Here is a 21,145-nt window from a genome sequence, read left to right as displayed (position 1 = left end):
CCTGCACCGGTGAGGGATGCAGGCGTCGGGTGGTTTGTCAGGCCTCTGCGGCAGCGGCGATGCGGGCGTAGTGCTGAATCAGGCTGAGCAGCTCTTCGTCCGAGTAAGGTTTGCCCAGGTAGTGGTTCACCCCGAGCTCCATCGCATGCTCGCGGTGCTTCTCGGCAATCCGCGAGGTGATCATGATGATGGGCAGGTCGCGCAGGGCACCGTCGGCGCGGATGTTGCGCGCCAGATCGAACCCGTCCATGCGGGGCATTTCGATGTCCGACAGCACCACCGTCGGGCGCTCGTCCTGCAGGCGTTCCAGCGCTTGCAGGCCATCGGCGGCCAGGGCCACGCGGTAACCTTCGCGCTGCAGCAGGCGCTGCGTGACGCGGCGCACGGTGATGGAATCGTCCACCACCAGGATCAGCGGCACCTGGCTGATGCCCGACGGCAGCGATGCTGCGGTGGCACCGTTGGCATCCACCCGGTCGGTGACCATGGGCAGGTTTTCGCTGGCGGCACGCACCTGGTCGCCGTACACGGTGGACAGGGCCACCGGGTTGTAGATCAGCACCACGGCCCCCGAGGCCAGCACGGACATGCCGGCCAGGCCAGGCAGGCGCGACAGCTGCGGCCCGAGGTTCTTCACCACCACTTCCTGGTTGCCCAGCACTTCGTCCACGTGCATGGCAATGCGCTGCGAGGCGCTTCGGAAGACCACCACGGGGCGGGTCTTGCCGACAGAGTCGTGGCTGCGTGCCGAGGCCTGCAGCAAGGCGCCGGCCCAGAAAAAGGGCACACGCTCAGTACCGTCGTCGAAATAGCCCGCCTTGTAAGCCTCCTGCAGATCGGCCACCGAGGTGCGGCGCACGATTTCAACCACGTTGGCAGGCACCCCGATGGACAGGTCGCCGGCCCGCAGCATCACCACCTGCGTGACCGCCGTGGTCAGGGGCAGGACCATGCGGAAGGCAGCGCCCTTGCCGGTCTCGGTCGTGGTCTCGATGCGGCCACCCAGGGCGTTGATTTCGGAGCGGACCACGTCCATGCCGATGCCCCGGCCAGCCAGGCCCGTGACTTCGCTGGCGGTACTGAAACCGGGCGTGAAGATCAGGTTGGCGGCGTCGGCATCGCTCAGGTCCAGGCCCGGCTCGATGAGCCCCTGGGCAATGGCCTTTTCGCGGATGCGCGGCAGGTTCAGGCCGGCGCCGTCGTCGCGGAACTCCACCGACACGTCGTTGCCTTCGTGGTGCAGGTCCACCGTGATGGTGCCCGAGGCCGGCTTGCCCGCGGCCACGCGGGCTTCGGGGTTCTCGATACCGTGGGCCACGCAGTTGCGCAGCAAGTGCTCGAAGGCGGGGGTCATGCGATCCAGCACGCCGCGGTCCATTTCAATGGAGCCGCCGGTGATGTCCAGCTTGATCTGCTTGCCGGTTTCCTTGGACGCCTGACGCACCACGGCGTACAGGCGTTCGGCGATGCCCTCGAACTCCACCATGCGGGTGCGCAGCAGATCGCGCTGCAGCTCACGCGCCTGGCGGCCCTGGGCGATCAGGTCGTCTTCGGCGCCTTCCATGGTGCGCTGCAGGTTGCGCTGCACGGTGGCCACGTCGTTGACGGACTCGGCCATCATGCGGGTCAGCTCCTGCACGCGGGTGAAGCGGTCGAACTCCAGCGGATCGAAGCCGGCGGCCGAATCCTTGGACAGCGCCAGGCGCGACTGCATCTGCGATTCGGCCTGCACTTCGATGTCGCGCAGCTGCAGGCGCAGGCGGTCCAGGTTGCCCGACAGGTCGGTCAGCGAGGAGCGGAACTGCGACAGGCGCACGTCCAGCCGCGAGCGACTGATCATCACCTCGCCCGCCTGGTTGACCAGGCGGTCCAGCAGCTGGGCGCGCACGCGCACCGACTGGTTGGCCGCGACACGCAGCGGTGCCAGTTGCGACGGACCTGCCAGGCGAGCGGCTGGCGCCACGGCGGCAGCGGCAGGCCGTTGTTCCGGGGTGCTGGCTACCGTTGCCGCAGCGGCGGCAGGCTGTGCAGCTGCAGCGGCTGGCGCTTGGGTAGCCACCGGCAGCGTGACGACCGCATCGGCAGGGCCCTGGCTGCCAATGGCGCTCAAGGCCGCGAAATTGGCCTGCAGGCCGTCAAAGCTGGCTTGCAGCGGCTCGATCTCGGCGCTGGTGACGGTGTCCACATCAAGCTGCTCGATGGCGGACTCCAGGCGGTGGGCCATTTCGCCCAGGCGCATGGCACCGGCCAGGCGCGAGCTGCCCTTGAGCGTGTGCAGTGCGCGCAGCACTTCGCTGCGGGCGCCCAGGTTGTCGGGGCGCGAGGCCCATTGGCGCAGGGCGCCGCCCAACTGGGGCAGCAGTTCCTGGGCTTCTTCTTCGAAGATCGGGAAGAGGTCGGGGTCGATCACGTCGATGACGTCAATGTCATCGTCAAGGTCGGACGACAGCGCCACCGCACGCGCGATGGCATCGTCCACATCCTGGTCGTGGTCGCTGTCGTGCACCACCGGCGACAGCGCGGGTGCCACATGCCCGGTGGGGACAACGGGAAGGGCGGGAGCCACCTCAGCCGCTGCCAGCGCTGCCGCAGCAGCGTCCTCTGCTTCTGCTTCTGCTTCTGCTTCTGCTTCTGCTTCCGCATCCAGGACTGGCTCATCGTCGAGCTCATCCTCGATCGGCGTCAGGGTGTTGTCGACCTCCGTCTGCAGGATCTGGCGCAGCGCTTCCAGCACTTCCTGGCTGGGCTCCTTGAGGAACCCGGCAGCAAACTGGTGCAACAGGCGGCGGATGTCTTCCGCCGCATCCATGAAGACACGGGCCTGTTCTTCGGAGCCGCGCGTCTGCAGCTGTACATGCTGCAGCGCATGCTCAAGCACGCGCGCCATTTCGGACAGCGCATTGAAGCCCACCGTGGCAGAGCTGCCCGCCAGTGAATGCGCGAGGGCCACGGCCGTGTCCGGCAGGGGTTCGTGCAGCTCCAGCGACCATTCCTGCAGGCAGGTGACGAGGCGGCGCGACCATTCATCGGCTTCGTTCAGGTAGACGTTGTACAGCGGGATGCCGATGCGCAGCGTCTCGATGATCTTGACAGCCTCGTCGAAGGAAGCCTCTTCGGCCACGGGCGCAGCGACCGGTGCCACGGGGGCTGCCGGGGTTTCTGGCAGCACATCGAGGACGGGCTCCAGCACCGCTTCAACAGGCTGGGCGGGCTCGGCCACCACGGCCGGGGCCTGCAGTTCAGGCTCTGGGACAAACTCCAGAACGGCTTCGGGCTCCGGCACGGCCTCGGGCTGTGCGGGGGCGCCGGCTTCCAGCAACTGGTCGTCGAGCGCGAATTCGAACGGGGTGTCGAACACGGCCTGCACCACCGGCTCGGGCACGGGTGCAGGAGCGGGCTCAGCGGCCATCTCGAAGGCATCGAGCAGCGGCAGATCGAAGTCCACCACGGTGGCGGCGACTGGCTCGACCACAACGGGAGGCTCGATGGCGGCCGGTGCGTCGATGCTGTCGGGCACCTGCGCGACGGCTTCGGCGAACACCGCGAAGTCAATCTCCTCGGTGACCGTGGAGCTGGTGTCGGGCACTTCCTTGGGCGCCTCAAGCGCGATGATCTCGGGCTCGACGGCGTCTTCAGGGACTTCGGTGGAAACGAAGTCGGCGTGGACGATTTCTTCGTCTTCGTGCGGCAAGGCTTCAGGCGCTGGCTCCAGGGTGAAGGGGACATCGACCAGTTCCGGCACAGGCACGAAGTCTTCCACCGGCTGGGGCGCGGCATCAGGCAGCTCGACGGGTACTTCGGCCACGGTGTTGTCGGCAGGCACCTCGATCAGGGAGGCGACCTCGGCAGCGCCGCCCGTCAATGGCAGCAAGGTGCCATCCTGGCGCATGGCCTCTGCGGCCTTGCGGAAGGCCTCGGGTTGCCAATGGGTCGGATTGCCCGAGGCCAGGCTGTCGGCCCAGTCGCCAAAGGCGTGCAGCGTATCGGTGGACAGCTGCAGCAACGGCGCGTGCATGGGCTTTTGCTCGGCCAGCCAGGCGTTGAGCACTTGCTCCATCGACCAGGCGGCTTCGCCGAAGTCGTTGAGGCCCACCATGCGCGAGCTGCCCTTCAAGGTGTGGAAGGCACGGCGCAGCGTGGTCTGCTCGCTCAGTTCACCCGGCTCATTGCGCAGGGTGGCGATGGCTGCCAGGCCGGTGGTGACGACTTCGCGCGCTTCCTCCAGGAAGATTTCGAGCAGTTCGTCTTCGACGTCCACCGGGGGGCGCACCACGGGTGCCGGCAAGGCGGCTGGCGCCGGGGCTGGCACGGGTGCCACAGGTGATGCAGGCGCAGCACCCAGGTGGCCGAAGCCGATCTCGGGAGCCAGTTGCTCGACCGGCGCCGGGGCGGGCGCGGGCTCGGCAAATTCGCCGGGCAGGGGCGAGAAGTCGGTGGGGGCACTTTCGGGCTCTTCGACCGGGAAGCGCGGAACCACATCGGGCAGCGGAATGGCGGCGCGCTCTTCGAGCTTGGCGGGCGTGACTTCCTGGGTGTCGCTGACGCGGGCGCGCGTGCGGCCCGTGAGAATGCGCAACTCACCCAGTTCCTCGTCATAGACGAAGAGCTTGCGCGCCATGGCGCGCTGGTAGCTGAGCATGTCGATCAGGAAGCCAAGGGCCCCCATGCTGCTGCCCAGCTTCTCGAAGACGGGCTGGCGCTCTTCCTCGGGGATGTCGTTGATGAGCAGGCGGTCCACGGTGTCGCGCATGCGCACCACGGCCAGCGAGGCCTGGTCCAGGCCGAGCACGGACAGCACGCCGCGCATCTGCGCCATGTGCCCGGGCACCGGCGCCAGCACCGTGGCGTCCTTGGGGTTGCGGAAGAACAGGTCCAGCGACTTTTCAGCCTCGGCCAGGGTGGCGCGCAGTTCGTCCACCACGCTGCCCATGGTCTGGTTGTCGCTGACACGGCGGTACAGCTCTTCCATCCAGCCTTCCAGCGGCTCGGGTTCGGCGCCGGAGCCCACGGCTTCGAGCCGCTCGGACAGGCGGGCGGCGCGCACGGCCATCTGGTCTTCGGCCGCATCGAGCTCTTCGAACGCAGCCTGCAGGTACAGCACCGAGGTGGCCACTTCCATGGCCAGAGCGGCCGATGGCGGCTCGCCGGACTTGGTGGTGGTGTCCATCACGTGCGTGAGCGCCGTGGCCAGCTTCTCGCTGCCAGGGCTGAGCTTGCGCAGCGAATCGCAGACCAGGCTGAACTGGTCGGCAGCGGGCTTGATCTTGTTGCGGTCGCCGCCGGCCAGGGCCGACCAGGTTTCGGTGGCGGCGGCAATGCGCTTGCGGGCCTGGGCCAGCACGGCAGGGTCGAAACGGCCAAAGCGCGCGGTGTCGTAGTCCACCGGCTTGAAGCGGTCCAGGCTGAAGGCATGGCGCACGGTCATCAGCGCGGGGAACTTGGCCTCTGCGCCCGCAGGCACCGTGGTCTGCGAGCAAAAGAACAGCAGGTCCTGCACCAGGCGGTCGGCAATGGTGTTGTCGCCCTTGGCCAGGGTGGCGTACTGCATGAGCACGCGGGAAGCCACGCGCTTCGCATACACGTCCGCTGGCAGCAGGCCGCCGGCAAAGGCTTCGAAGAAGGCAGCGCAGATCTTCCAGAACGCGCGCGACTGGCGGTCCGACTGGGCCGCAACCAGGCCCAGGCAGGTTTCGTACATGCTGCGGGCGGCCTTGAGGTCGCCCGTCTTGACGATGCGCAGCACCGCCGCGTCCAGGTGCGCCCGCGCCTGCGGGCCATAGGGCAGGGGTTCCGCAGGGATGGTGACTTCCGGTTCGCGGAAACGCCGCTCCACAGGCCACAGGTCTGCGGGGTGCACGCGCTCGGCTCCGGCCAGGGCCTGGGCTTCACGGTACTGGGGAAACAGGGCGACGGGCGAGACGGACTTGCCGGACAGCACGCTTTCCAGGTATTCGATCAGGCCGAAGCTAGCTTTTTCGATGGTGCTGGTGGCCTCATCGGTGCACAGCTCAGGGCGTTGCACAAAGCGCTGCACGGCGGCCTCCATGGCCCGCAGCACGAGCGCCGGTGGCCCCATGCCGACCATTTCCAGCGCGCCGCTGGCCTGGTGCAGTTGCTGCCTTGCAATGCGCAAGGCGCCGGCGTCGAGCGCCGCAAGGTCCGACTCGGTCGCTGTTTCCACGTCGCGCACAAAGCGGCGCATCGACTTGACAGCGCCCCCCAGGGATTTGCGCAGTTCGTCGAGCACCCAAGCCAAAGGACCCAGGTCCTGCTCTCCCTGGGTCCAGTCTGCGGCCGGTGCATTTTTGACATCAATAGATGGCATGGGTTCGTCCCCGGCTGCAATGAGCCAGCTGGTTGATGACTACGGATCGCCTTAAGCGATCTTGAAACGGGCGACAGACTGGCGCAATTCTTCGGCCATGTGCGAGAGTTCGCGCACCTGCTGGGCCGTCGTGCGGGTACCTTCACCGGTCTGTTCCGTCACGGCAAAAATGTGCTGGATGTTGTCGGCCACTTCGTTGGCCAGAACGGCTTCACGGGAGGTCGAGGACGAGATCTGTTCAATCAGGTCGGCCAGGCGGCGCGACACGCGGTCAATTTCGGTCAGTGCGGTACCGGCGCTGTCGGACAGTCGGGCCCCTTCCACCACACCCTGCGTGGAGCGCTCCATAGCGGCCACGGCATCCTGGGTGTCGGTCTGAATGGCCTTCACCAGCGCCGAAATCTGGCGCGTGGCATCGGCGGAGCGTTCAGCCAGTCGCTGCACTTCTTCGGCCACCACCGAGAAGCCTCGGCCGGCTTCACCGGCGGATGCAGCCTGGATGGCGGCGTTCAGTGCCAGCACGTTCGTCTGCTCGGTAATGTCGGAAATCAGCTCGGTGATTTCACCGATCTCCTGCGACGATTCGCCCAGGCGCTTGATGCGCTTGGAGGTGTCCTGGATCTGGTCGCGGATGGAGTTCATACCGCCGATGGCGTTCTGCACGGCCTGCAGACCGGAGTCAGCGGCTTGCAGCGATTGGCGGGCCACCGTGGCGGACTCTTGCGCCTGGGTGGACACTTCGTTGATTCGGGTCGCCATGTCCAGCACCGAGCGGCCGGTTTCGCGAATTTCACGCAGCTGCTCGGTCGAGGCGGCGAGCAGTTCGGTCGAGGTGCTGTCCACCTGGGCCGTCGTCTGTGCCACGCGGGTCGCCGTGTTCTGCACGCTGCCCACCAGCTGGCGCAGTTCTTCCACCGTGTAGTTCACCGAGTCGGCGATGGCGCCGGTGATGTCTTCGGTCACGGTGGCTTCCTGGGTCAGGTCACCTTCAGCGACCGACTGCAGTTCGTTCATCAGACGCAAAATGGCGGCCTGGTTGGCGTCGTTGACGCGCTTGGCTTCCTGCTCCTGGCGCTTGGCGTCCTTTTGCTGCGATTCGGCAGCCGTCTGGCGGCCGCGGCTGTCCAGCAGCTGGACGCGCGAAATGCCGATACCGCACAGCAGCACGAACAGGCCCGCGAGGGCAAGGGCACCGATCTGCCCGGCACCCAGGCCGGTCTGTGCGGACAGCTTGCCCTGCAGGTTTTCCAGTTGGCGGCGCAGCGGTTCGCTGTCGGCAATGATGGCGGACTGCGCTTCACGGGCCGACACCAGGCCCTGCAGGTTGCCCAGGATGGCACTGGCCTGCGTGCGGGTCTGCTCGTACAGCTTCACGAGGGCATCGAGCTGTTCGCGGGTCTGGCCGTCCTTGGTGGCGGACAGGCGCAGTTCGGGGCTGCCGTCCAGCAGGCCCTGTGCGATTTCCTTGAAGGAGTTCAAGTCCTTGCCCAGCAGGAACACGGCTTCCGGGCTCACGCCTTCCATGGTCTGGAATTCATTGGCGGACTTGCCGATGCGCTGGGTCAACATCACCAGCTGGCCGGCGGCCGAGATCTCGGCGGCGGGGGCGTTCTGCTGCAGCTTGAGCGAGGACACCGTTTCGGCGATTTCCAGCAGGTCGGACGACTGGCGGTTGATGGTGCGCAGAGCGTCACCCACCTGGGTCAGGATCTTTTGCTGGCCCATCACCACGCCGGCGTTGCGCTCAGCGCGCTCCATCAGCGGCGTCACGGCGTCCAGATCGGGCTTGTAGGGCTCGCCCAGCGATTGCACGCCGAGCTCGTTGTCGCCAGCGGTCAGGGCGCGTACGTTGCGCGCCAGCACGCCCGAGCTTTCCACCACGTCGGGGAAGGCCTGGGGGCTACCCACCAGGGCCTGCGACACCGATTTGGCCAGGCGCTGCGACTGCATCAGGGACTGGCCGGTAGCGGCGAGCTGCTGTGCGGAACGGTCTGCCTGCTGCAGCACCCAGAAGGCGATTGCACCCAGCACCACCACACCAATGGCCAGCAAGGCCAGCAGGCGGCGCTGGTGGCCGGCCGCCGTGGACGTACCCAGCACCGGCAGGGAGATCAGGTCTTCGTCGCTATCGGGTTCGGTGAGTTCGGGGGCATAGCCGCCGGGATCCCCCTGCACGCTGTTCATGGCATCGCTCTGGTACTCGCGCAGCGCCGCTGCCTCGAGCGAACCGGTCCCCATCAGATCCTGGCCGTCATCGGCCGCGGCGTGGCCCGCTGCGGCGTTCGGCGTGCCGGGTTTCCGGTTGAACAGTTTTCCAAATTGATTGACGACGGACATGGTGCAGCCTTACAGAAAAACTCAAGCACTGATGCTCAGGAAAGCGGGATGTTGGGACAGGATCTGCAAATTGAGCTCCTGCCAGCGCGCACCACCTGCATCGATGTAGGTGGTGCCGAAGAATGCGGGAGATTCGGGTGCGGGAGGCTCGGAGGACACGAAGGACTCCGTGCCGCGCAGGCCAGCCAGCCGGTCCACCAGCAAGGCGGCATTCACTTCGAGCACGGCATTGAACGCCAGCAGGCTGGACTCGGACAGCGCCTGCTCGGTGCGCGTGACCGTGGTGCCCAGCATGCCGGCGAGATCGGCAACACCGACCAGGCCGCCGCGCAGGTTGGCGACACCGAGGAACCAGCTTTGCGTGTACGGCACAGGCTGGACGGTGACCCAAGGAAAAATCTCGCCCGACTGGGCGAGAGGTAGAAGGTAGTACTGTCCTGCTGTCTCGACAGCCAGCCAGGACGATACGGACAAGCCTTCCGTCCTGGCGGCCTGAAGACGGCTGGCCAGTCGGACTTGTAGCTCGCGGAGGGCTTCGCGGTTGGCCATGAACGCGCCGCTGCCTCAGTTCAGCGCGTCAATCTTGGCCTGCAGCTCGGCGGGATCCACCGGCTTGGTGATATAGCCGCGCGCGCCCTGGCGCATACCCCAGACCCGGTCGGTCTCCTGGTTCTTGCTGGTGCACATGATGATGGGCACATCGGCGTACAGCGGATCACGGGTGATCGCACGCGTGAGCTGAAAACCGTTCTGTCCGGGCATCACCACATCCATGAGGATCAGGTCGGGCTTGTCTTCGGCCAGGCGGCGGAAGGCTTCTTCGGCGTTCTCGGCCGTGCGCACCTGCATGCCTTTTTTCTGCAGCAGGTCGGTCAAAAACATCAACTCGGTCTTCGAATCGTCGACGACCAGAACTTTCTGGATGGGCATTACATCGCTCCTTGTTGGGCATTGCCAAATTGCTGCACGGCCTGCAGCAACTGGTCTTTGGTAAACGGTTTGGTGAGATATTCCTGGCAGCCGACCATGCGCCCGCGCGCCTTGTCGAACACGCCGTCCTTGGAGGACAGCATCACCACCGGGGTATCTGCGAATCGGGCATTGCGCTTGATGATCGCGCAGGTCTGGTACCCGTCGAGCTTGGGCATGAGAATGTCACAGAAAATCAGCTGCGGCTGGTAATCGTTCACTTTCGCCAAAGCATCAAAGCCGTCGTCTGCCAACAAGACTTCGTGCCCCCCCTGCTTGAGAAAAATCTCGGCGCTTCGGCGGATGGTATTGCTGTCATCCACCACGAGCACTTTGAAAGATGCGCCTGTTGTAGTCAATTGCTAATGCTCCCGATGGAAAAACAAACAGCGCGGCCCGAGCCGCGCATCAAATCTGAACCATCTCGAAATCTTCCTTGCGGGCGCCACACTCAGGACAGGTCCAATTCATGGGCACCTGGTCCCATGGCGTGTTGGGGGCAATGCCGTGCTCGGGCGCACCCTCTGCCTCGTCATAAATCCACCCGCAGATCAAACACATCCAAGTTTTAGAGTCGATCACAGCTTAAAGGGCCTTCACATAGAATGCAACGATTGTATCTAGTCATCTCCCCGGGCTGCAGCTTCCGTGCCACCCCCGATGCCGCCACTGGACCATGACCACATCCGCACTCCCCCCTCCCGACATCGAACACGCCGACGACGAATCCGGTGACGAAGCCAGCCCGGCCTGCGTGCTCGTTTTCAACGCCAGCGATCCCAGCGGCGCGGGCGGCCTGACGGCCGACATCACCACCATCGCATCCGTCGGCGGCCACCCCATCGCGGTGGTCACGGGGGCCTACGCGCGTGATACGGCGCAGATATTCGACCATTTCAGCTTCGACGACGAGGCCGTCTCCGAGCAGGCCCGGGCGGTGCTGGAAGACATGCCCGTGCAGGCCATCAAGGTGGGTTTCGTGGGCAGCCCCGAGAACATCAGCGCCATCGCCGAAATAACCACAGACTATGACGAAGTCCCGGTGATAGCGTACATGCCCAACCTGTCCTGGTGGACGGAAGAGCAGATCGACGAGTACCTGGACGCCTTCCGAGAGCTGTTGTTGCCGCAGACCTCAGTGTTGGTAGGAAACCACAGTACGCTGTGGCGCTGGCTGTTGCCGGACTGGAAGAGCGACCGCAGCCCCACCGCGCGCGACATTGCCCGGGCGGCTTCCGAGATGGGCGTGCCCTACACCCTGGTCACCGGCATCCCCCTGCCCGAGCAGTTCGTCGAGAACGTGCTGGCCTCGCCCCAGACGGTGCTGGGCAGCGGCAAGTTCGAGCTGTTCGACGCCACCTTCTCGGGCGCGGGCGACACCCTGTCGGCCGCTCTCACGGCCCTGGTGGCCAGCGGCAACGACCTGGGCGAGGCCACCAGCGAAGCGCTGGGCTACCTGGACCGCTGCCTGGACGCCGGTTTCCGCCCCGGAATGGGGCACATCGTGCCCGACCGCATGTTCTGGGCCCAGCCCGATGACGAGGACGGGGACGACGACGACGCACCGATTGACGACACAGCAGCCATCGAAGGCTTTGTGATGCCCCCCCATGACACCAAGCACTGATCTCAACATCCCCCTGTTCGAACGCGCCAAGGCGCTCATCCCCGGCGGCGTGAACTCGCCCGTGAGGGCCTTCAAGGCCGTGGGCGGCACGCCGCGCTTCGTCAAGCGTGCCCAGGGCGCCTACTTCTGGGACGCCAACGACCAGCGCTTCATCGACTACATCGGCTCCTGGGGGCCGATGATCCTGGGCCACGGCCACCCGGCCGTGCTCGAGGCGGTGCAGAAGGCGGCGCTCGAAGGCTTCAGCTTCGGTGCGCCGACCGAGCGCGAGGTGGAGCTGGCCGAGGAGATCATCGGCCTGGTGCCCTCGATGGAGATGATCCGCCTGGTCAGCTCGGGCACCGAGGCCGGCATGAGCGCCATCCGCCTGGCGCGCGGCGCCACCGGCCGTAGCAAGATCATCAAGTTCAACGGCTGCTACCACGGCCATGCCGACGCCCTGCTGGTCAAGGCCGGCTCGGGCCTGGCCACCTTCGGCAACGCCACCAGCGCGGGCGTGCCGCCCGAGGTGGTACAGCACACCCTGGTGCTCGAATACAACGACATCGCCCAGCTCGAAGAAGCCTTTGCCCTGCACGGCAAGGAGCTGGCCTGCCTGATGATCGAGCCGATCGCCGGCAACATGAACTTCGTGCGCGCAAGCGTCCCCTTCATGCAGCGCTGCCGCGAGCTGTGCACCGAATATGGCGCGCTGCTGGTGCTGGACGAGGTGATGACCGGTTTCCGCGTGGGCCTGACCAGCGCCCAGGGCGTGTATGCCAAGGACATTCCAGGCTTCAAGCCTGACCTGACCGTGCTGGGCAAGGTGATCGGCGGCGGCATGCCGCTGGCGGCCTTCGGCGGGCCGCGCGCCATCATGGAGCACCTGGCGCCCATCGGCGCCGTGTACCAGGCGGGCACCCTGTCGGGCAACCCGGTGGCCACGGCCTGCGGCCTGGCCACGCTGCGCGAGATCACGAAGCCCGGCTTCTTCGAGGCCTTGTCGGCACGCACCCAGTCGCTGGTGGATGGCCTCAAGGCCGCTGCCGCGGCCGAGGGCGTGCCCTTCAGCGCCGACTGCGAGGGCGGCATGTTCGGCTTCTTCCTCTTGCCCACCCTGCCCCAGAGCTACCCCGAGGTGCTCAAGACAGACAGCGCACGCTTCAACCAGTTGTTCCATGGGCTGCTGGACCGCAGTATCTATATAGCGCCAGCGCTGTATGAGGCCGGCTTCGTGAGCGCCGCCCACAGCGCGGACGACATCGACGCCACGGTGGCTGCCGCGCGCGAAGTTTTCAAGCTTCTCGCGAAGTAGGCGCTTAAAGCAGGCCGCGCAGTTCGCGCGCGGCTTCCTGCAGCAAAGGCAGCATCTCGCGCTGCAGGCTGCCCTCGTCCAGTTGCCTGGGCGAAGCCACCACGTTGAGCGCCGCCACGGTCTGCCCCTGCAGGTTGCGCAGCGGCACGGCCAGGGCATGCACGCCCAGCTCGTGCTCTTCCGCCGCCAGGCACCAGTCGTCGCGCCGCGCACGGGCGATGGCCTGGCGCAGCGGCCCCACCTGGGTGAGTGTGTGGGGCGTGAGCCGCTGCAGCGCGGCCCCCTTGAGCCAGGTGGTGAGTGCCGCCGCCGGCAGCGCCGCCAGCAGCACCCGCCCGGTGGACGTGGGGTGGGCCGGCAGCCGCGCCCCCAGGTGCAGGCCGTAGGCCAGCACGCGCGAGGGCGCGCCATACACCCCGCTGCGCGCCACGATCACCACCTCGCTGCCGTCGAGCACCACGGCCGAAAAGGATTGCTGCGTCTGCGCGGCCAGCCGGTTCAGCGTGGGCTGCAGCACGCGCGGCAGCCGGGCCGATGCCAGGTAGCTGCCCGAAAAGCGCAGCACCTTGGGCGCCAGCCAGAAGTAGCTGCCATCGCTCTCCAGGTAACCCAGGTGCGCCAGCGTGAGCAGGTGCCGCCGCGCCGCCGCCCGCGTGAGCCCCGTGCGCTGCGCCGCCAGCGAGGCATTGAGGCGCTGGCGCTCGGTGTCGAAGCTCTCCAGCACGGCCATGCCCTTGGCCATGCCCTCGATGAAGTCGGCCTTGGCGATGGGGGTGGATGTGGGGGTGGGAGGGGTGTTCATGGGGCGGGCGCCATGGAGCGGGATGGCAAGGAACGCAGTGATTGCGCGATGATCGCACAAAGCATCTGCACATCGCACGCAACCGGCCGGGCGGCACCCCGCGTTGACCTGCGTCAACCTACGCTTGGGCAATGCCTTCGAGCCGGTGCTCGGGGCCTTCCTTTCCCAGCTTTGCGAGGTTCATCCATGCGTACCCAGGTTGCCATCATCGGCGCCGGCCCGGCCGGTCTGCTGCTCGGCCAGTTGCTGCACACATCCGGCATCGACGCCGTCATCATCGAGCAGCGCAGCGCCGACTACGTGCTCGGCCGCATCCGCGCCGGTGTGCTCGAGCAGGTCACCATGGACCTGCTGGAAAAAGCCGGGGTGAGCGCCCGCGCCCATGCCCAGGGCCTGCCGCACGACGGCATCGAGCTGCTGTTCAAGGGCGAGCGACACCGCATCGATCTGCATGCGCTCAGCGGCGGTAGCCGCGTGACGGTGTATGGCCAGACCGAGGTCACACACGACCTGATGGATGCGCGCGCCGCCGCAGGCCTCGTCACCGTGTACGAGGCCGGCAACGTCAGCGTGCACGATTTCGACGGCGGCAAGCCCCGCGTCACCTACGAGAAGGATGGCCAGACGCACGAAATCACCTGCGACTTCATCGCTGGCTGCGACGGCTACCACGGCGTGTGCCGCGCCAGCGTGCCCGAAGGCGCACTCAAGACCTACGAGCGCGTCTACCCCTTCGGCTGGCTGGGCGTGTTGGCCGATGTGCCGCCTGTCTCGCACGAACTGATCTATGCCAACACCGAGCGCGGCTTTGCGCTGTGCAGCATGCGCAGCACCACGCGCAGCCGCTACTACCTGCAGGTGCCCAACACCGACAAAATCGAGAACTGGAGCATCGAGCAGTTCTGGGCCGAGCTGGGCCAGCGCCTGGACCCCGAGGCGCGAAAAAACCTGGTGACCGGCCCTGCCCTGGAGATGAGCATCGCCCCGCTGCGCAGCTTCGTGGCCGAGCCAATGCGTTTTGGCAGCCTGTTCCTGGCCGGCGACGCCGCCCACATCGTGCCGCCCACCGGTGCCAAGGGCCTGAACCTGGCGGCCAGCGACGTGGGCTACCTGTGGAATGCCTTTGCCGACCACTACGGCGACAAGTCGGATGCCGGCATCGACACCTACTCCGACCGCTGCCTGCGCCGCGTGTGGCGCGCCGAGCGCTTCTCGTGGTGGTTCACCTCACTGATGCACCGTTTTCCGGACACCGGCGAGTTCGGCCAGAAGATGCAGGAGGCGGAGCTCGACTACCTGGTCCACTCGCGCGCCGCATCCACCGCGCTGGCCGAGAACTACGTGGGGCTGCCGATGGATTTCGGGGCGCAGGCAACAACGGCGGCACACGGGCGCTGACAACGGGGTGGCCGTTCATCGGTCCGTCACACCGCCATGCGAGCCTTGGCGGATACACAACGGACCGCTCCACCATGAACCGCCCTCCCCGCACCCCACGCCCGCTGACCAATCTGCTGCAGGTCAACGCCCCCGAGAACCATGCCCCAGCCGATCCGGCCCATCGCAGCCGCCGCAGCTTTGTGCGCCAGTTGGCGCTCGGTGCTGCAGCACTGGGCACCCTGCCCCTGGCGGCCTGCGGCGGCAGCGACGATGCGCCGGAGGTGCGCTTTGCGCATGGCGTGGCCAGCGGCGACCCGCTGAGCGATCGCGTCATCCTGTGGACGCGCGTCACGCCGCCCGCCAACCACAGCGCCGACATCCCCGTGCGCTGGGAAGTGGCGAGCGACTCCGCTTTTGCCACCCTGGTGGCCCAGGGCACGGCGACCGCCACGGCAGGCCGCGACTTCACGGTGAAGGTCGATGCCACCGGCCTCAGGCCGGCCACCCCGTACTACTACCGCTTCATGGCCTACGCCGCCGCTTCGGCCACGGCGCGCACGCGCACCCTGCCCACCGGCAGCGTGTCCCAGGTGCGCCTGGCCGTGTTCTCGTGTGCCAACTACCCCGCCGGCTACTTCAACGTGTATGCAGAGGCGGCGCGCCGCAATGACCTGGACGCCACCGTGCACCTGGGCGACTACGTGTACGAATATGCCCGGGGCGGCTACGCATCTGCCAATGCCGAGCAACTGGGCCGCCTCTCCCAGCCTGTGGGTGAAATCCTGTCGCTGGCCGACTACCGTACGCGCCACGCCCAGTACAAAACCGACACAGATCTGCAGGCCCTGCATGCCGCCGCCCCCATGATCGCGGTGTGGGACGACCACGAGATTGCCAACGACACCTGGGCCAACGGGGCCGAGAACCACCAGAGCGCCACTGAAGGCAGCTTTGCCACGCGCAAGGCCGTGGCCATGCAGGCCTACCACGAGTGGATGCCCACCCGCAACGCGCAGCCCGAACTGATCTACCGCAGCTTTGCCTTCGGCGACCTGGTGGCACTGCACATGCTCGATACCCGCGTGATCGGGCGCGATGAGCCGGCCGACTACACCCGCTTCTTCACGGCCAACGGCTTTGATGCTGCAGGCTTCTCCGCCGCCGTGGGCGCCCCCACACGCCAGCTCATGGGCAGCACGCAGACCCAGTGGCTGCAGCAGCAGATGGCGGCATCGTCCGCCACCTGGCAGGTGCTGGGCCAGCAGGTGCTGATGGGACGCATGAACATCCCCGCCCCTATCCTCATCGACACCCTGCAGCCCGGGGCCGGGGTGAGCGTGTCCCAGTACGCAGCGATGGTGGCCAAGGCACAGACGGCGCCCGCCACACTGAGCGCCACTGAAAAGGGCGTGCTGGCCCAGCCTTCGATCCCTTACAACCTCGATGCTTGGGATGGCTACCAGGCCGCACGCGAAACCGTGCTGGGCATGGCGCGTGGCCTGAACAAGAACCTGGTGGTGTTGTCGGGCGACACGCACAACGCCTGGGCCAACGAGCTGGCCGACATGGGCGGCAATGCCGTGGGGGTGGAGTTCGCCACTTCGTCCGTCACCTCCCCTGGGTTCGAGGACTACCTGCCCAAGGAAAACCCGGCCGTGCTGGCCGGCGCACTGCAGCAACTGATCTCGCCGCTCAAATACTGCGACACCTCGCGCCGCGGCTACATGCTGCTCACCGCCACGGCCACCGAGTGCCGCGCCGACTGGGTCTACGTGAACACCATCACCAGCCGCGGCTACACCGCCAGCACCGACAAGTCGCTCAAGGTACTGGCCGGCGCTGCAGGGCGCGGGCGCATCGTGCCGGCATGACGTGAAACCCCCCCTGAGTCGCTTCGCGCCTTCACCCCTCTCTCGCATTGCTGCGCAATGCGGGAGGGGGACGCCCCCGGTGCGGCGGGGCGGCCCTTGCACGGGGGCACTGGTCTAGGTCGCGCCCGTTTCATACGCCGCGGGTGGCGCGCAGCGCGGGCCCAAAGAGGAAAGGCGGCCCGGGCCGCCTTTCCTCTCGGTGATATGGCGATGCCGCTGGCATCGCCACCGGCTCAATGCCGGAAATGGCGCACGCCGCTGAACACCATGGACACGCCGCGCTCGTTCGCAGCGTCGATGACTTCGTTGTCGCGCATCGAGCCGCCGGGCTGGATCACGCAGGTGGCACCGGCGTCGACCACGACATCCAGGCCATCGCGGAAGGGGAAGAACGCGTCGCTGGCCACCACGGTGCCCTGCAGGGACAGGTTGGCGTGGCCGGCCTTGATGCTGGCGATGCGGGCCGAGTCGAGGCGGCTCATCTGGCCGGCGCCCACACCCATGGTCATGCCGCCCTTGCAGAAGACGATGGCATTGCTCTTGACGTACTTGGCCACCTTCCAGGCGAACAGTAGGTCTTCCATCTCTTCGAGCGTGGGCTGCTTCTTGGTCACGACCTTGAGGTCGATCAGCGACAGCTCCTGGTTGTCGGCGGTCTGCAGCAGCAGGCCCGAACCAATGCGCTTGGCATCCATGGCGTTGCGGCCACGCTGCCAGTCGGTGGTGCCGCCATGGGCGGGCAGTGCGATCTTGAGCAGGCGCACATTGGCCTTGGCCTTGAAGACTTCGAGCGCCTCGGCCGTGAAGTCCGGGGCCATCAGCACTTCGACGAACTGCTTGGAGATCTGCTGTGCCGCCTTGCCGTCCACCGGGCGGTTGAAGGCGATGATGCCGCCGAAGGCGCTGGTGGGGTCGGTCTGGAAGGCCTTGCCGTAGCTGTCCAGCGCGTCCAGGCCCACGGCCACGCCGCAGGGGTTGGCGTGCTTGACGATGACGCAGGCGGGCGCTTCGAAGCTCTTGACGCATTCCCAGGCGGCATCGGCGTCGGCGATGTTGTTGTACGACAGCTCCTTGCCCTGCAGTTGCACCCCGGTGACCAGCGAGCCGGGCGCGGGGTGCAGGTCGCGGTACAGCGCGGCCTGCTGGTGGGCGTTCTCGCCGTAGCGCAGGTCCTGCACCTTGGTGAAGATGCCGTTGCTCTGGCCGGCGAACTGGGCACGCGCGGGCACGTAGGTTTCGGACAGCTTGTCTTCCTCGAAGCTGACGGACGAGAGGTAGTCGCTGATCGCACCGTCGTACTGGGCAATGCGGTTGAATGCCGCCACCGACAGCGCGAAGCGCAGCTTGTCCGAGAGCTTGCCCGAGGCCTTGAGTTCTTCGAGCACTGCGGGGTACTGCGAGGCATCGGTCAGCACACCCACGTCCTTCCAGTTCTTGGCGGCGCTGCGCACCATGGCGGGGCCGCCGATGTCGATGTTCTCGATGGCGTCGGCCAGGGTGCAGCCGGCCTTGGCCACGGTGGACTCGAAGGGGTAGAGGTTCACTACCAGCAGGTCGATGGTGTCAATGCCATGCGCCTTGAGCGCGGCCATGTGTTCGGGCAGCTCGCGGCGCGCCAGCAGGCCGCCGTGCACCTTGGGGTGCAGGGTCTTCACGCGGCCGTCGAGCATTTCGGGGAACTGGGTGACCTCGGCCACTTCGGTCACGGGCAGGCCCTTGTCGGCCAGCAGCTTGGCGGTGCCCCCGGTGGACAGCAGCTTGATGCCCAGGGCGTGCAGCGCCTGGGCAAATTCAACGATGCCGGTTTTGTCGGAGACGGAAAGAAGTGCGTTCATGGCAGGTCGGTAAAGGAGTTTGGAATCGGGTGGGGTGCAGTTGCCGGCAACTGCACTGCGGTAGTGGGGAGCGCCAGCACTGCCCGGCGCAACGGGGCCTCAGATCAGCTTGTGCTCCACCAGCTTCTTGCGCAGGGTGTTGCGGTTCAGGCCCAGCCATTCGGCAGCGCGCGACTGGTTGTTGTCGGCCTGCTGCATCACGACTTCCAGCAGCGGCCTTTCGACCACGCGCACCAGCATGTCGTACATGCCATCGGGCGTCTCGCCGCCCAGGTCGCGAAAGTAGCCCTGCAGGCTCTCGCGCACGCATTCTTCAATATGTTTCTTGCTCATGCAGCCAATCCCTCTTGTTCTTCGCTGGGGTCCGCGTCGGCAGCCAGTGTGCTGGCGGCGGGAAAGCGGTCCATCTGCTGCGCCAGGGCATCCAGATAGTCCGCCACCGCCTGCCACTGGGCCGCGCAGTCCTCTATGGTGTTGATGTGTTGTCGAAAGGCTTCGCCGCCCGGCATGGAGCGCAGGTACCAGGCAATGTGCTTGCGCGCACTGCGCACCCCGGTCAGCTCGCCATACAGGCGGTAGTGGTCGTGCAGATGCTCGAGCAGCAGGCGCCGCACCTCGGCCACCAGCGGTGGCGCCAGGTGTTCGCCGGTGGCGAGGAAATACCCGATCTCGCGGAAGATCCACGGCCGCCCTTGTGCCGCGCGGCCGATCATGATCGCATCGGCCCCGGTGGCGGCCAGCACCTCACGCGCTTTCTCGGGCGAGCTGATGTCGCCGTTGGCCACCACCGGTACGCGCACCGCCGCCTTCACGGCGGCGATGGTGTCGTACTCGGCATGGCCCTTGTAGCCCTGCTCGCGCGTGCGCCCATGCACCGTGAGCATCTGGATCCCCACGGCCTCGAACTGGCGCGCCAGCGCGACGGCGTTCTTGTGCTCCTGGCACCAGCCGGTGCGCATCTTGAGCGTGACGGGCACCTTGTGCGGCGCACAGGCCTCGACCACCGCCTGCGCGATGGACACGGCCAGCGCCTCGTCCTGCATCAGGGCCGAGCCGGCCCACTTGTTGCACACCTTCTTGGCCGGGCAGCCCATGTTGATATCGATGATCTGCGCACCGCGCTCCACGTTGTAGACCGCGGCCTCGGCCATCATCTGCGCCTCGGTGCCGGCGATCTGCACCGCGATCGGCCCCGGTTCCCCTTCGTGGTTGGCCCGGCGCGAGGTCTTGAGGCTGTTCCACAAGTCTTTGCGCGAGGTCACCATTTCACTCACGGCATAGCCCGCCCCCAGTTCCTTGCACAGTTGGCGAAACGGCCGGTCCGTGACGCCCGCCATGGGGGCGACGAACAAGCGGTTCGCCAAAGAAATGTGGCCGATGTGCATGGAAAGGGTGGGGGTGCGCCGAAGCTGCGAATGCTGAAAAAGGAGGCAGGATTGTACCTGCTCAAAATTTCAGCAAATGAAATCTGCGCGACTTTTACAGCCCGTCTGTGCTGCGGCGCAACAATGCCGCCGCGCGCCATCCGGAATGCCTTGTCAGCGCGCCGCGAGGTCGGTGTCGTCGGCCCCTGCCGACACGCCGCGCTGGGCATAGTGCCACCAGGCGCCGGGCAGGTTATCGAACTGGTGGTGCGCCATCAAAGCGCGCAGCCATTGGCGGTTGTGGTGCACGTCCGGCGAAAGGTTCTGCGTGGCAGAGGTCAGCACCCCGGAGGGCGTGCCCATGTCCACCTCGCCTCCATCGGCCAGAGGCCCCCGCACCACCTTGCTGGCACGCATGCCGTCGACCACGATGACCTGCACCACCCAGGCACCTGTCTGGAGATCGCACTGGGCCTTGAGCGCCATCCCTTGGGCCTTGAGGCCGTCTTGCGCAGAGCGCAGGGCCGCCGGTTGGCCATTGGCACCGCAGCCGCGCTCCTGCACCACGCTGATCGCACCCGATGGCAACGCGGCCACTGGCTGGGGTACAGCCGCCTGGGGGCTTTGCACGCATGCGGCCAGCAGCGCAGCCGCTGCCAGCGATAGCCAGGGGCTGCGGTGGGTTGCGGTGGTGGTGTGGTGGGTGCTGTGCATGGGGGCCTCCTGCTTGAGCGGTAGCGTCCATGAACGATACAAACAGACCTTGCCACGGGCCATGCGCGGATGGCGCGCACCGGTGTAGGACGGAACCATCACCCGGCTTTGCGTGCGCGGGGTGCCCCTAAACTCCGGTGCATGGAAATATGGATGCACCAGCTGATGCAGTGGCTGGCCCTGCCGCAGTTCGGCCTGAGCACTGTCTTCGTGGTCTCGTTCATCTCGGCAACACTGCTGCCGCTGGGTTCGGAGCCGGCCGTGTTCGGCCTCATCAAGCTCAACCCGGAGATGTACTGGCCCGCCATCCTGGTGGCCACGGTGGGCAACACCCTGGGCGGCGGGGTCAGCTGGTGGATGGGCCTCGGAGCCCACAAGGCCGTGGACAAGGCCCGTGGGCACACAACCAATGTGCGTGCGCTGGCCTGGCTGGAACGCTTTGGCGCCCGCGCCTGCCTGCTCAGCTGGCTGCCCGTGGTGGGCGACCCGCTGTGCGCCGTGGCCGGCTGGCTCAAGCTGCCGTTCTGGCCCTGCCTGGCCTACATGGCGGTGGGCAAGTTCATGCGCTACCTGGTGATGACCACCGTGTTGCTGCACTTCATGCCCGGGCAGTTGGGCACCTGACCG

Annotated in this window: 16 protein-coding genes; 5 read left to right on the top strand and 11 right to left on the bottom strand. The window is 66.7% G+C overall.

Annotated elements, in window-relative coordinates; translation table 11 throughout:
• Positions 1 to 37: 37 nt before the first annotated feature.
• The 6 genes from QYL93_RS04380 to QYL93_RS04355 are packed head-to-tail and all read right to left on the bottom strand — an operon-like array spanning position 38 to position 10,213.
• On the bottom strand, positions 38 to 6,325 hold the full coding sequence (locus QYL93_RS04380; protein ID WP_305742509.1) for an Hpt domain-containing protein: 6,288 nt from the start codon (positions 6,323 to 6,325) through the stop codon (positions 38 to 40).
• Positions 6,326 to 6,376: 51 nt separating this feature from the next.
• Complete coding sequence (locus QYL93_RS04375) at positions 6,377 to 8,662, bottom strand: methyl-accepting chemotaxis protein (protein WP_305742508.1); 2,286 nt, start codon at positions 8,660 to 8,662, stop codon at positions 6,377 to 6,379.
• 21 nt (positions 8,663 to 8,683) lie between these two features.
• Complete coding sequence (locus QYL93_RS04370; protein ID WP_057201746.1) at positions 8,684 to 9,211, bottom strand: chemotaxis protein CheW; 528 nt, start codon at positions 9,209 to 9,211, stop codon at positions 8,684 to 8,686.
• A gap of 15 nt (positions 9,212 to 9,226) precedes the next feature.
• Positions 9,227 to 9,592: a PleD family two-component system response regulator gene (locus QYL93_RS04365; RefSeq protein WP_007853160.1), complete on the bottom strand. Its 366-nt coding sequence runs from the start codon at positions 9,590 to 9,592 to the stop codon at positions 9,227 to 9,229.
• Positions 9,592 to 9,990, bottom strand: coding sequence for a PleD family two-component system response regulator (locus tag QYL93_RS04360; RefSeq protein ID WP_034692846.1), 399 nt, complete (start codon positions 9,988 to 9,990; stop codon positions 9,592 to 9,594). Before QYL93_RS04360 ends, QYL93_RS04365 begins: the two co-directional genes overlap by 1 nt.
• A 49-nt stretch (positions 9,991 to 10,039) precedes the next feature.
• A complete protein-coding gene (locus tag QYL93_RS04355) occupies positions 10,040 to 10,213 on the bottom strand; it encodes a rubredoxin (RefSeq protein WP_082604130.1) in 174 nt (57 codons plus the stop codon).
• A gap of 94 nt (positions 10,214 to 10,307) precedes the next feature.
• Here QYL93_RS04355 and QYL93_RS04350 point away from each other — a divergent pair, with 94 nt between their 5' ends.
• Both QYL93_RS04350 and hemL read left to right on the top strand, forming a co-directional pair.
• Complete coding sequence (locus tag QYL93_RS04350) at positions 10,308 to 11,258, top strand: bifunctional hydroxymethylpyrimidine kinase/phosphomethylpyrimidine kinase (protein ID WP_305742507.1); 951 nt, start codon at positions 10,308 to 10,310, stop codon at positions 11,256 to 11,258.
• Positions 11,242 to 12,552, top strand: a complete 1,311-nt coding sequence (gene hemL, locus QYL93_RS04345; protein WP_305742506.1) for a glutamate-1-semialdehyde 2,1-aminomutase — start codon at positions 11,242 to 11,244, stop codon at positions 12,550 to 12,552. Before QYL93_RS04350 ends, hemL begins: the two co-directional genes overlap by 17 nt.
• 4 nt (positions 12,553 to 12,556) lie before the next feature.
• Here the strand turns inward: hemL and QYL93_RS04340 are convergent, their stop codons facing one another.
• On the bottom strand, positions 12,557 to 13,354 hold the full coding sequence (locus QYL93_RS04340; RefSeq protein WP_305742505.1) for an IclR family transcriptional regulator C-terminal domain-containing protein: 798 nt from the start codon (positions 13,352 to 13,354) through the stop codon (positions 12,557 to 12,559).
• A gap of 186 nt (positions 13,355 to 13,540) precedes the next feature.
• Between QYL93_RS04340 and pobA the strand changes: the two genes are divergently transcribed.
• Both pobA and QYL93_RS04330 read left to right on the top strand, forming a co-directional pair.
• Positions 13,541 to 14,752, top strand: coding sequence for a 4-hydroxybenzoate 3-monooxygenase (pobA, locus tag QYL93_RS04335; protein ID WP_305742504.1), 1,212 nt, complete (start codon positions 13,541 to 13,543; stop codon positions 14,750 to 14,752).
• A 74-nt stretch (positions 14,753 to 14,826) separates the two neighbouring features.
• Entirely contained in the window at positions 14,827 to 16,605 is a 1,779-nt protein-coding gene (locus tag QYL93_RS04330; RefSeq protein ID WP_305742503.1) for an alkaline phosphatase, read from the top strand.
• Positions 16,606 to 16,838: 233 nt separating this feature from the next.
• Here the strand turns inward: QYL93_RS04330 and purH are convergent, their stop codons facing one another.
• From purH to QYL93_RS04310, 4 genes are all read right to left on the bottom strand, one after another.
• Positions 16,839 to 18,440 carry a bifunctional phosphoribosylaminoimidazolecarboxamide formyltransferase/IMP cyclohydrolase gene (gene purH / locus QYL93_RS04325; protein WP_057269018.1) on the bottom strand — a complete coding sequence of 534 codons (1,602 nt, stop codon included), beginning with the start codon at positions 18,438 to 18,440 and terminating at the stop codon, positions 16,839 to 16,841.
• Positions 18,441 to 18,539: 99 nt separating this feature from the next.
• Entirely contained in the window at positions 18,540 to 18,773 is a 234-nt protein-coding gene (locus tag QYL93_RS04320; RefSeq protein WP_057201739.1) for a Fis family transcriptional regulator, read from the bottom strand.
• Entirely contained in the window at positions 18,770 to 19,825 is a 1,056-nt protein-coding gene (dusB, locus tag QYL93_RS04315) for a tRNA dihydrouridine synthase DusB (protein WP_305742502.1), read from the bottom strand. The genes QYL93_RS04320 and dusB overlap by 4 nt, the downstream gene beginning before the upstream one ends.
• 153 nt (positions 19,826 to 19,978) lie before the next feature.
• Entirely contained in the window at positions 19,979 to 20,518 is a 540-nt protein-coding gene (locus QYL93_RS04310; RefSeq protein ID WP_305742501.1) for a M15 family metallopeptidase, read from the bottom strand.
• A 153-nt stretch (positions 20,519 to 20,671) separates the two neighbouring features.
• Here QYL93_RS04310 and QYL93_RS04305 point away from each other — a divergent pair, with 153 nt between their 5' ends.
• Positions 20,672 to 21,142 (top strand): YqaA family protein, encoded by a 471-nt coding sequence (locus QYL93_RS04305; RefSeq protein ID WP_305742500.1) that lies wholly within the window; start codon positions 20,672 to 20,674, stop codon positions 21,140 to 21,142.
• The last annotated feature ends 3 nt before the right edge of the window (positions 21,143 to 21,145 follow it).

This window comes from Acidovorax sp. A1169 (assembly GCF_030704685.1).
GTDB lineage: Bacteria > Pseudomonadota > Gammaproteobacteria > Burkholderiales > Burkholderiaceae_C > Acidovorax.
Note: the sequence above shows the minus strand (reverse complement) of the source record. Positions and strands in the feature narration are given on the sequence as shown.

Bases quoted from the DNA above. Each gene is read 5' to 3' on its own strand.
- QYL93_RS04380 (WP_305742509.1), bottom strand. From the start codon at position 6,325: ATGCCATCTATTGATGTCAAAAATGCACCGGCCGCAGACTGGACCCAG.
- QYL93_RS04375 (WP_305742508.1), bottom strand. From the start codon at position 8,662: ATGTCCGTCGTCAATCAATTTGGAAAACTGTTCAACCGGAAACCCGGC.
- QYL93_RS04370 (WP_057201746.1), bottom strand. From the start codon at position 9,211: ATGGCCAACCGCGAAGCCCTCCGCGAGCTACAAGTCCGACTGGCCAGC.
- QYL93_RS04365 (WP_007853160.1), bottom strand. From the start codon at position 9,592: ATGCCCATCCAGAAAGTTCTGGTCGTCGACGATTCGAAGACCGAGTTG.
- QYL93_RS04350 (WP_305742507.1), top strand. From the start codon at position 10,308: ATGACCACATCCGCACTCCCCCCTCCCGACATCGAACACGCCGACGAC.
- hemL (WP_305742506.1), top strand. From the start codon at position 11,242: ATGACACCAAGCACTGATCTCAACATCCCCCTGTTCGAACGCGCCAAG.
- QYL93_RS04340 (WP_305742505.1), bottom strand. From the start codon at position 13,354: ATGAACACCCCTCCCACCCCCACATCCACCCCCATCGCCAAGGCCGAC.
- pobA (WP_305742504.1), top strand. From the start codon at position 13,541: ATGCGTACCCAGGTTGCCATCATCGGCGCCGGCCCGGCCGGTCTGCTG.
- QYL93_RS04330 (WP_305742503.1), top strand. From the start codon at position 14,827: ATGAACCGCCCTCCCCGCACCCCACGCCCGCTGACCAATCTGCTGCAG.
- purH (WP_057269018.1), bottom strand. From the start codon at position 18,440: ATGAACGCACTTCTTTCCGTCTCCGACAAAACCGGCATCGTTGAATTT.
- QYL93_RS04320 (WP_057201739.1), bottom strand. From the start codon at position 18,773: ATGAGCAAGAAACATATTGAAGAATGCGTGCGCGAGAGCCTGCAGGGC.
- dusB (WP_305742502.1), bottom strand. From the start codon at position 19,825: ATGCACATCGGCCACATTTCTTTGGCGAACCGCTTGTTCGTCGCCCCC.
- QYL93_RS04310 (WP_305742501.1), bottom strand. From the start codon at position 20,518: ATGCACAGCACCCACCACACCACCACCGCAACCCACCGCAGCCCCTGG.
- QYL93_RS04305 (WP_305742500.1), top strand. From the start codon at position 20,672: ATGCACCAGCTGATGCAGTGGCTGGCCCTGCCGCAGTTCGGCCTGAGC.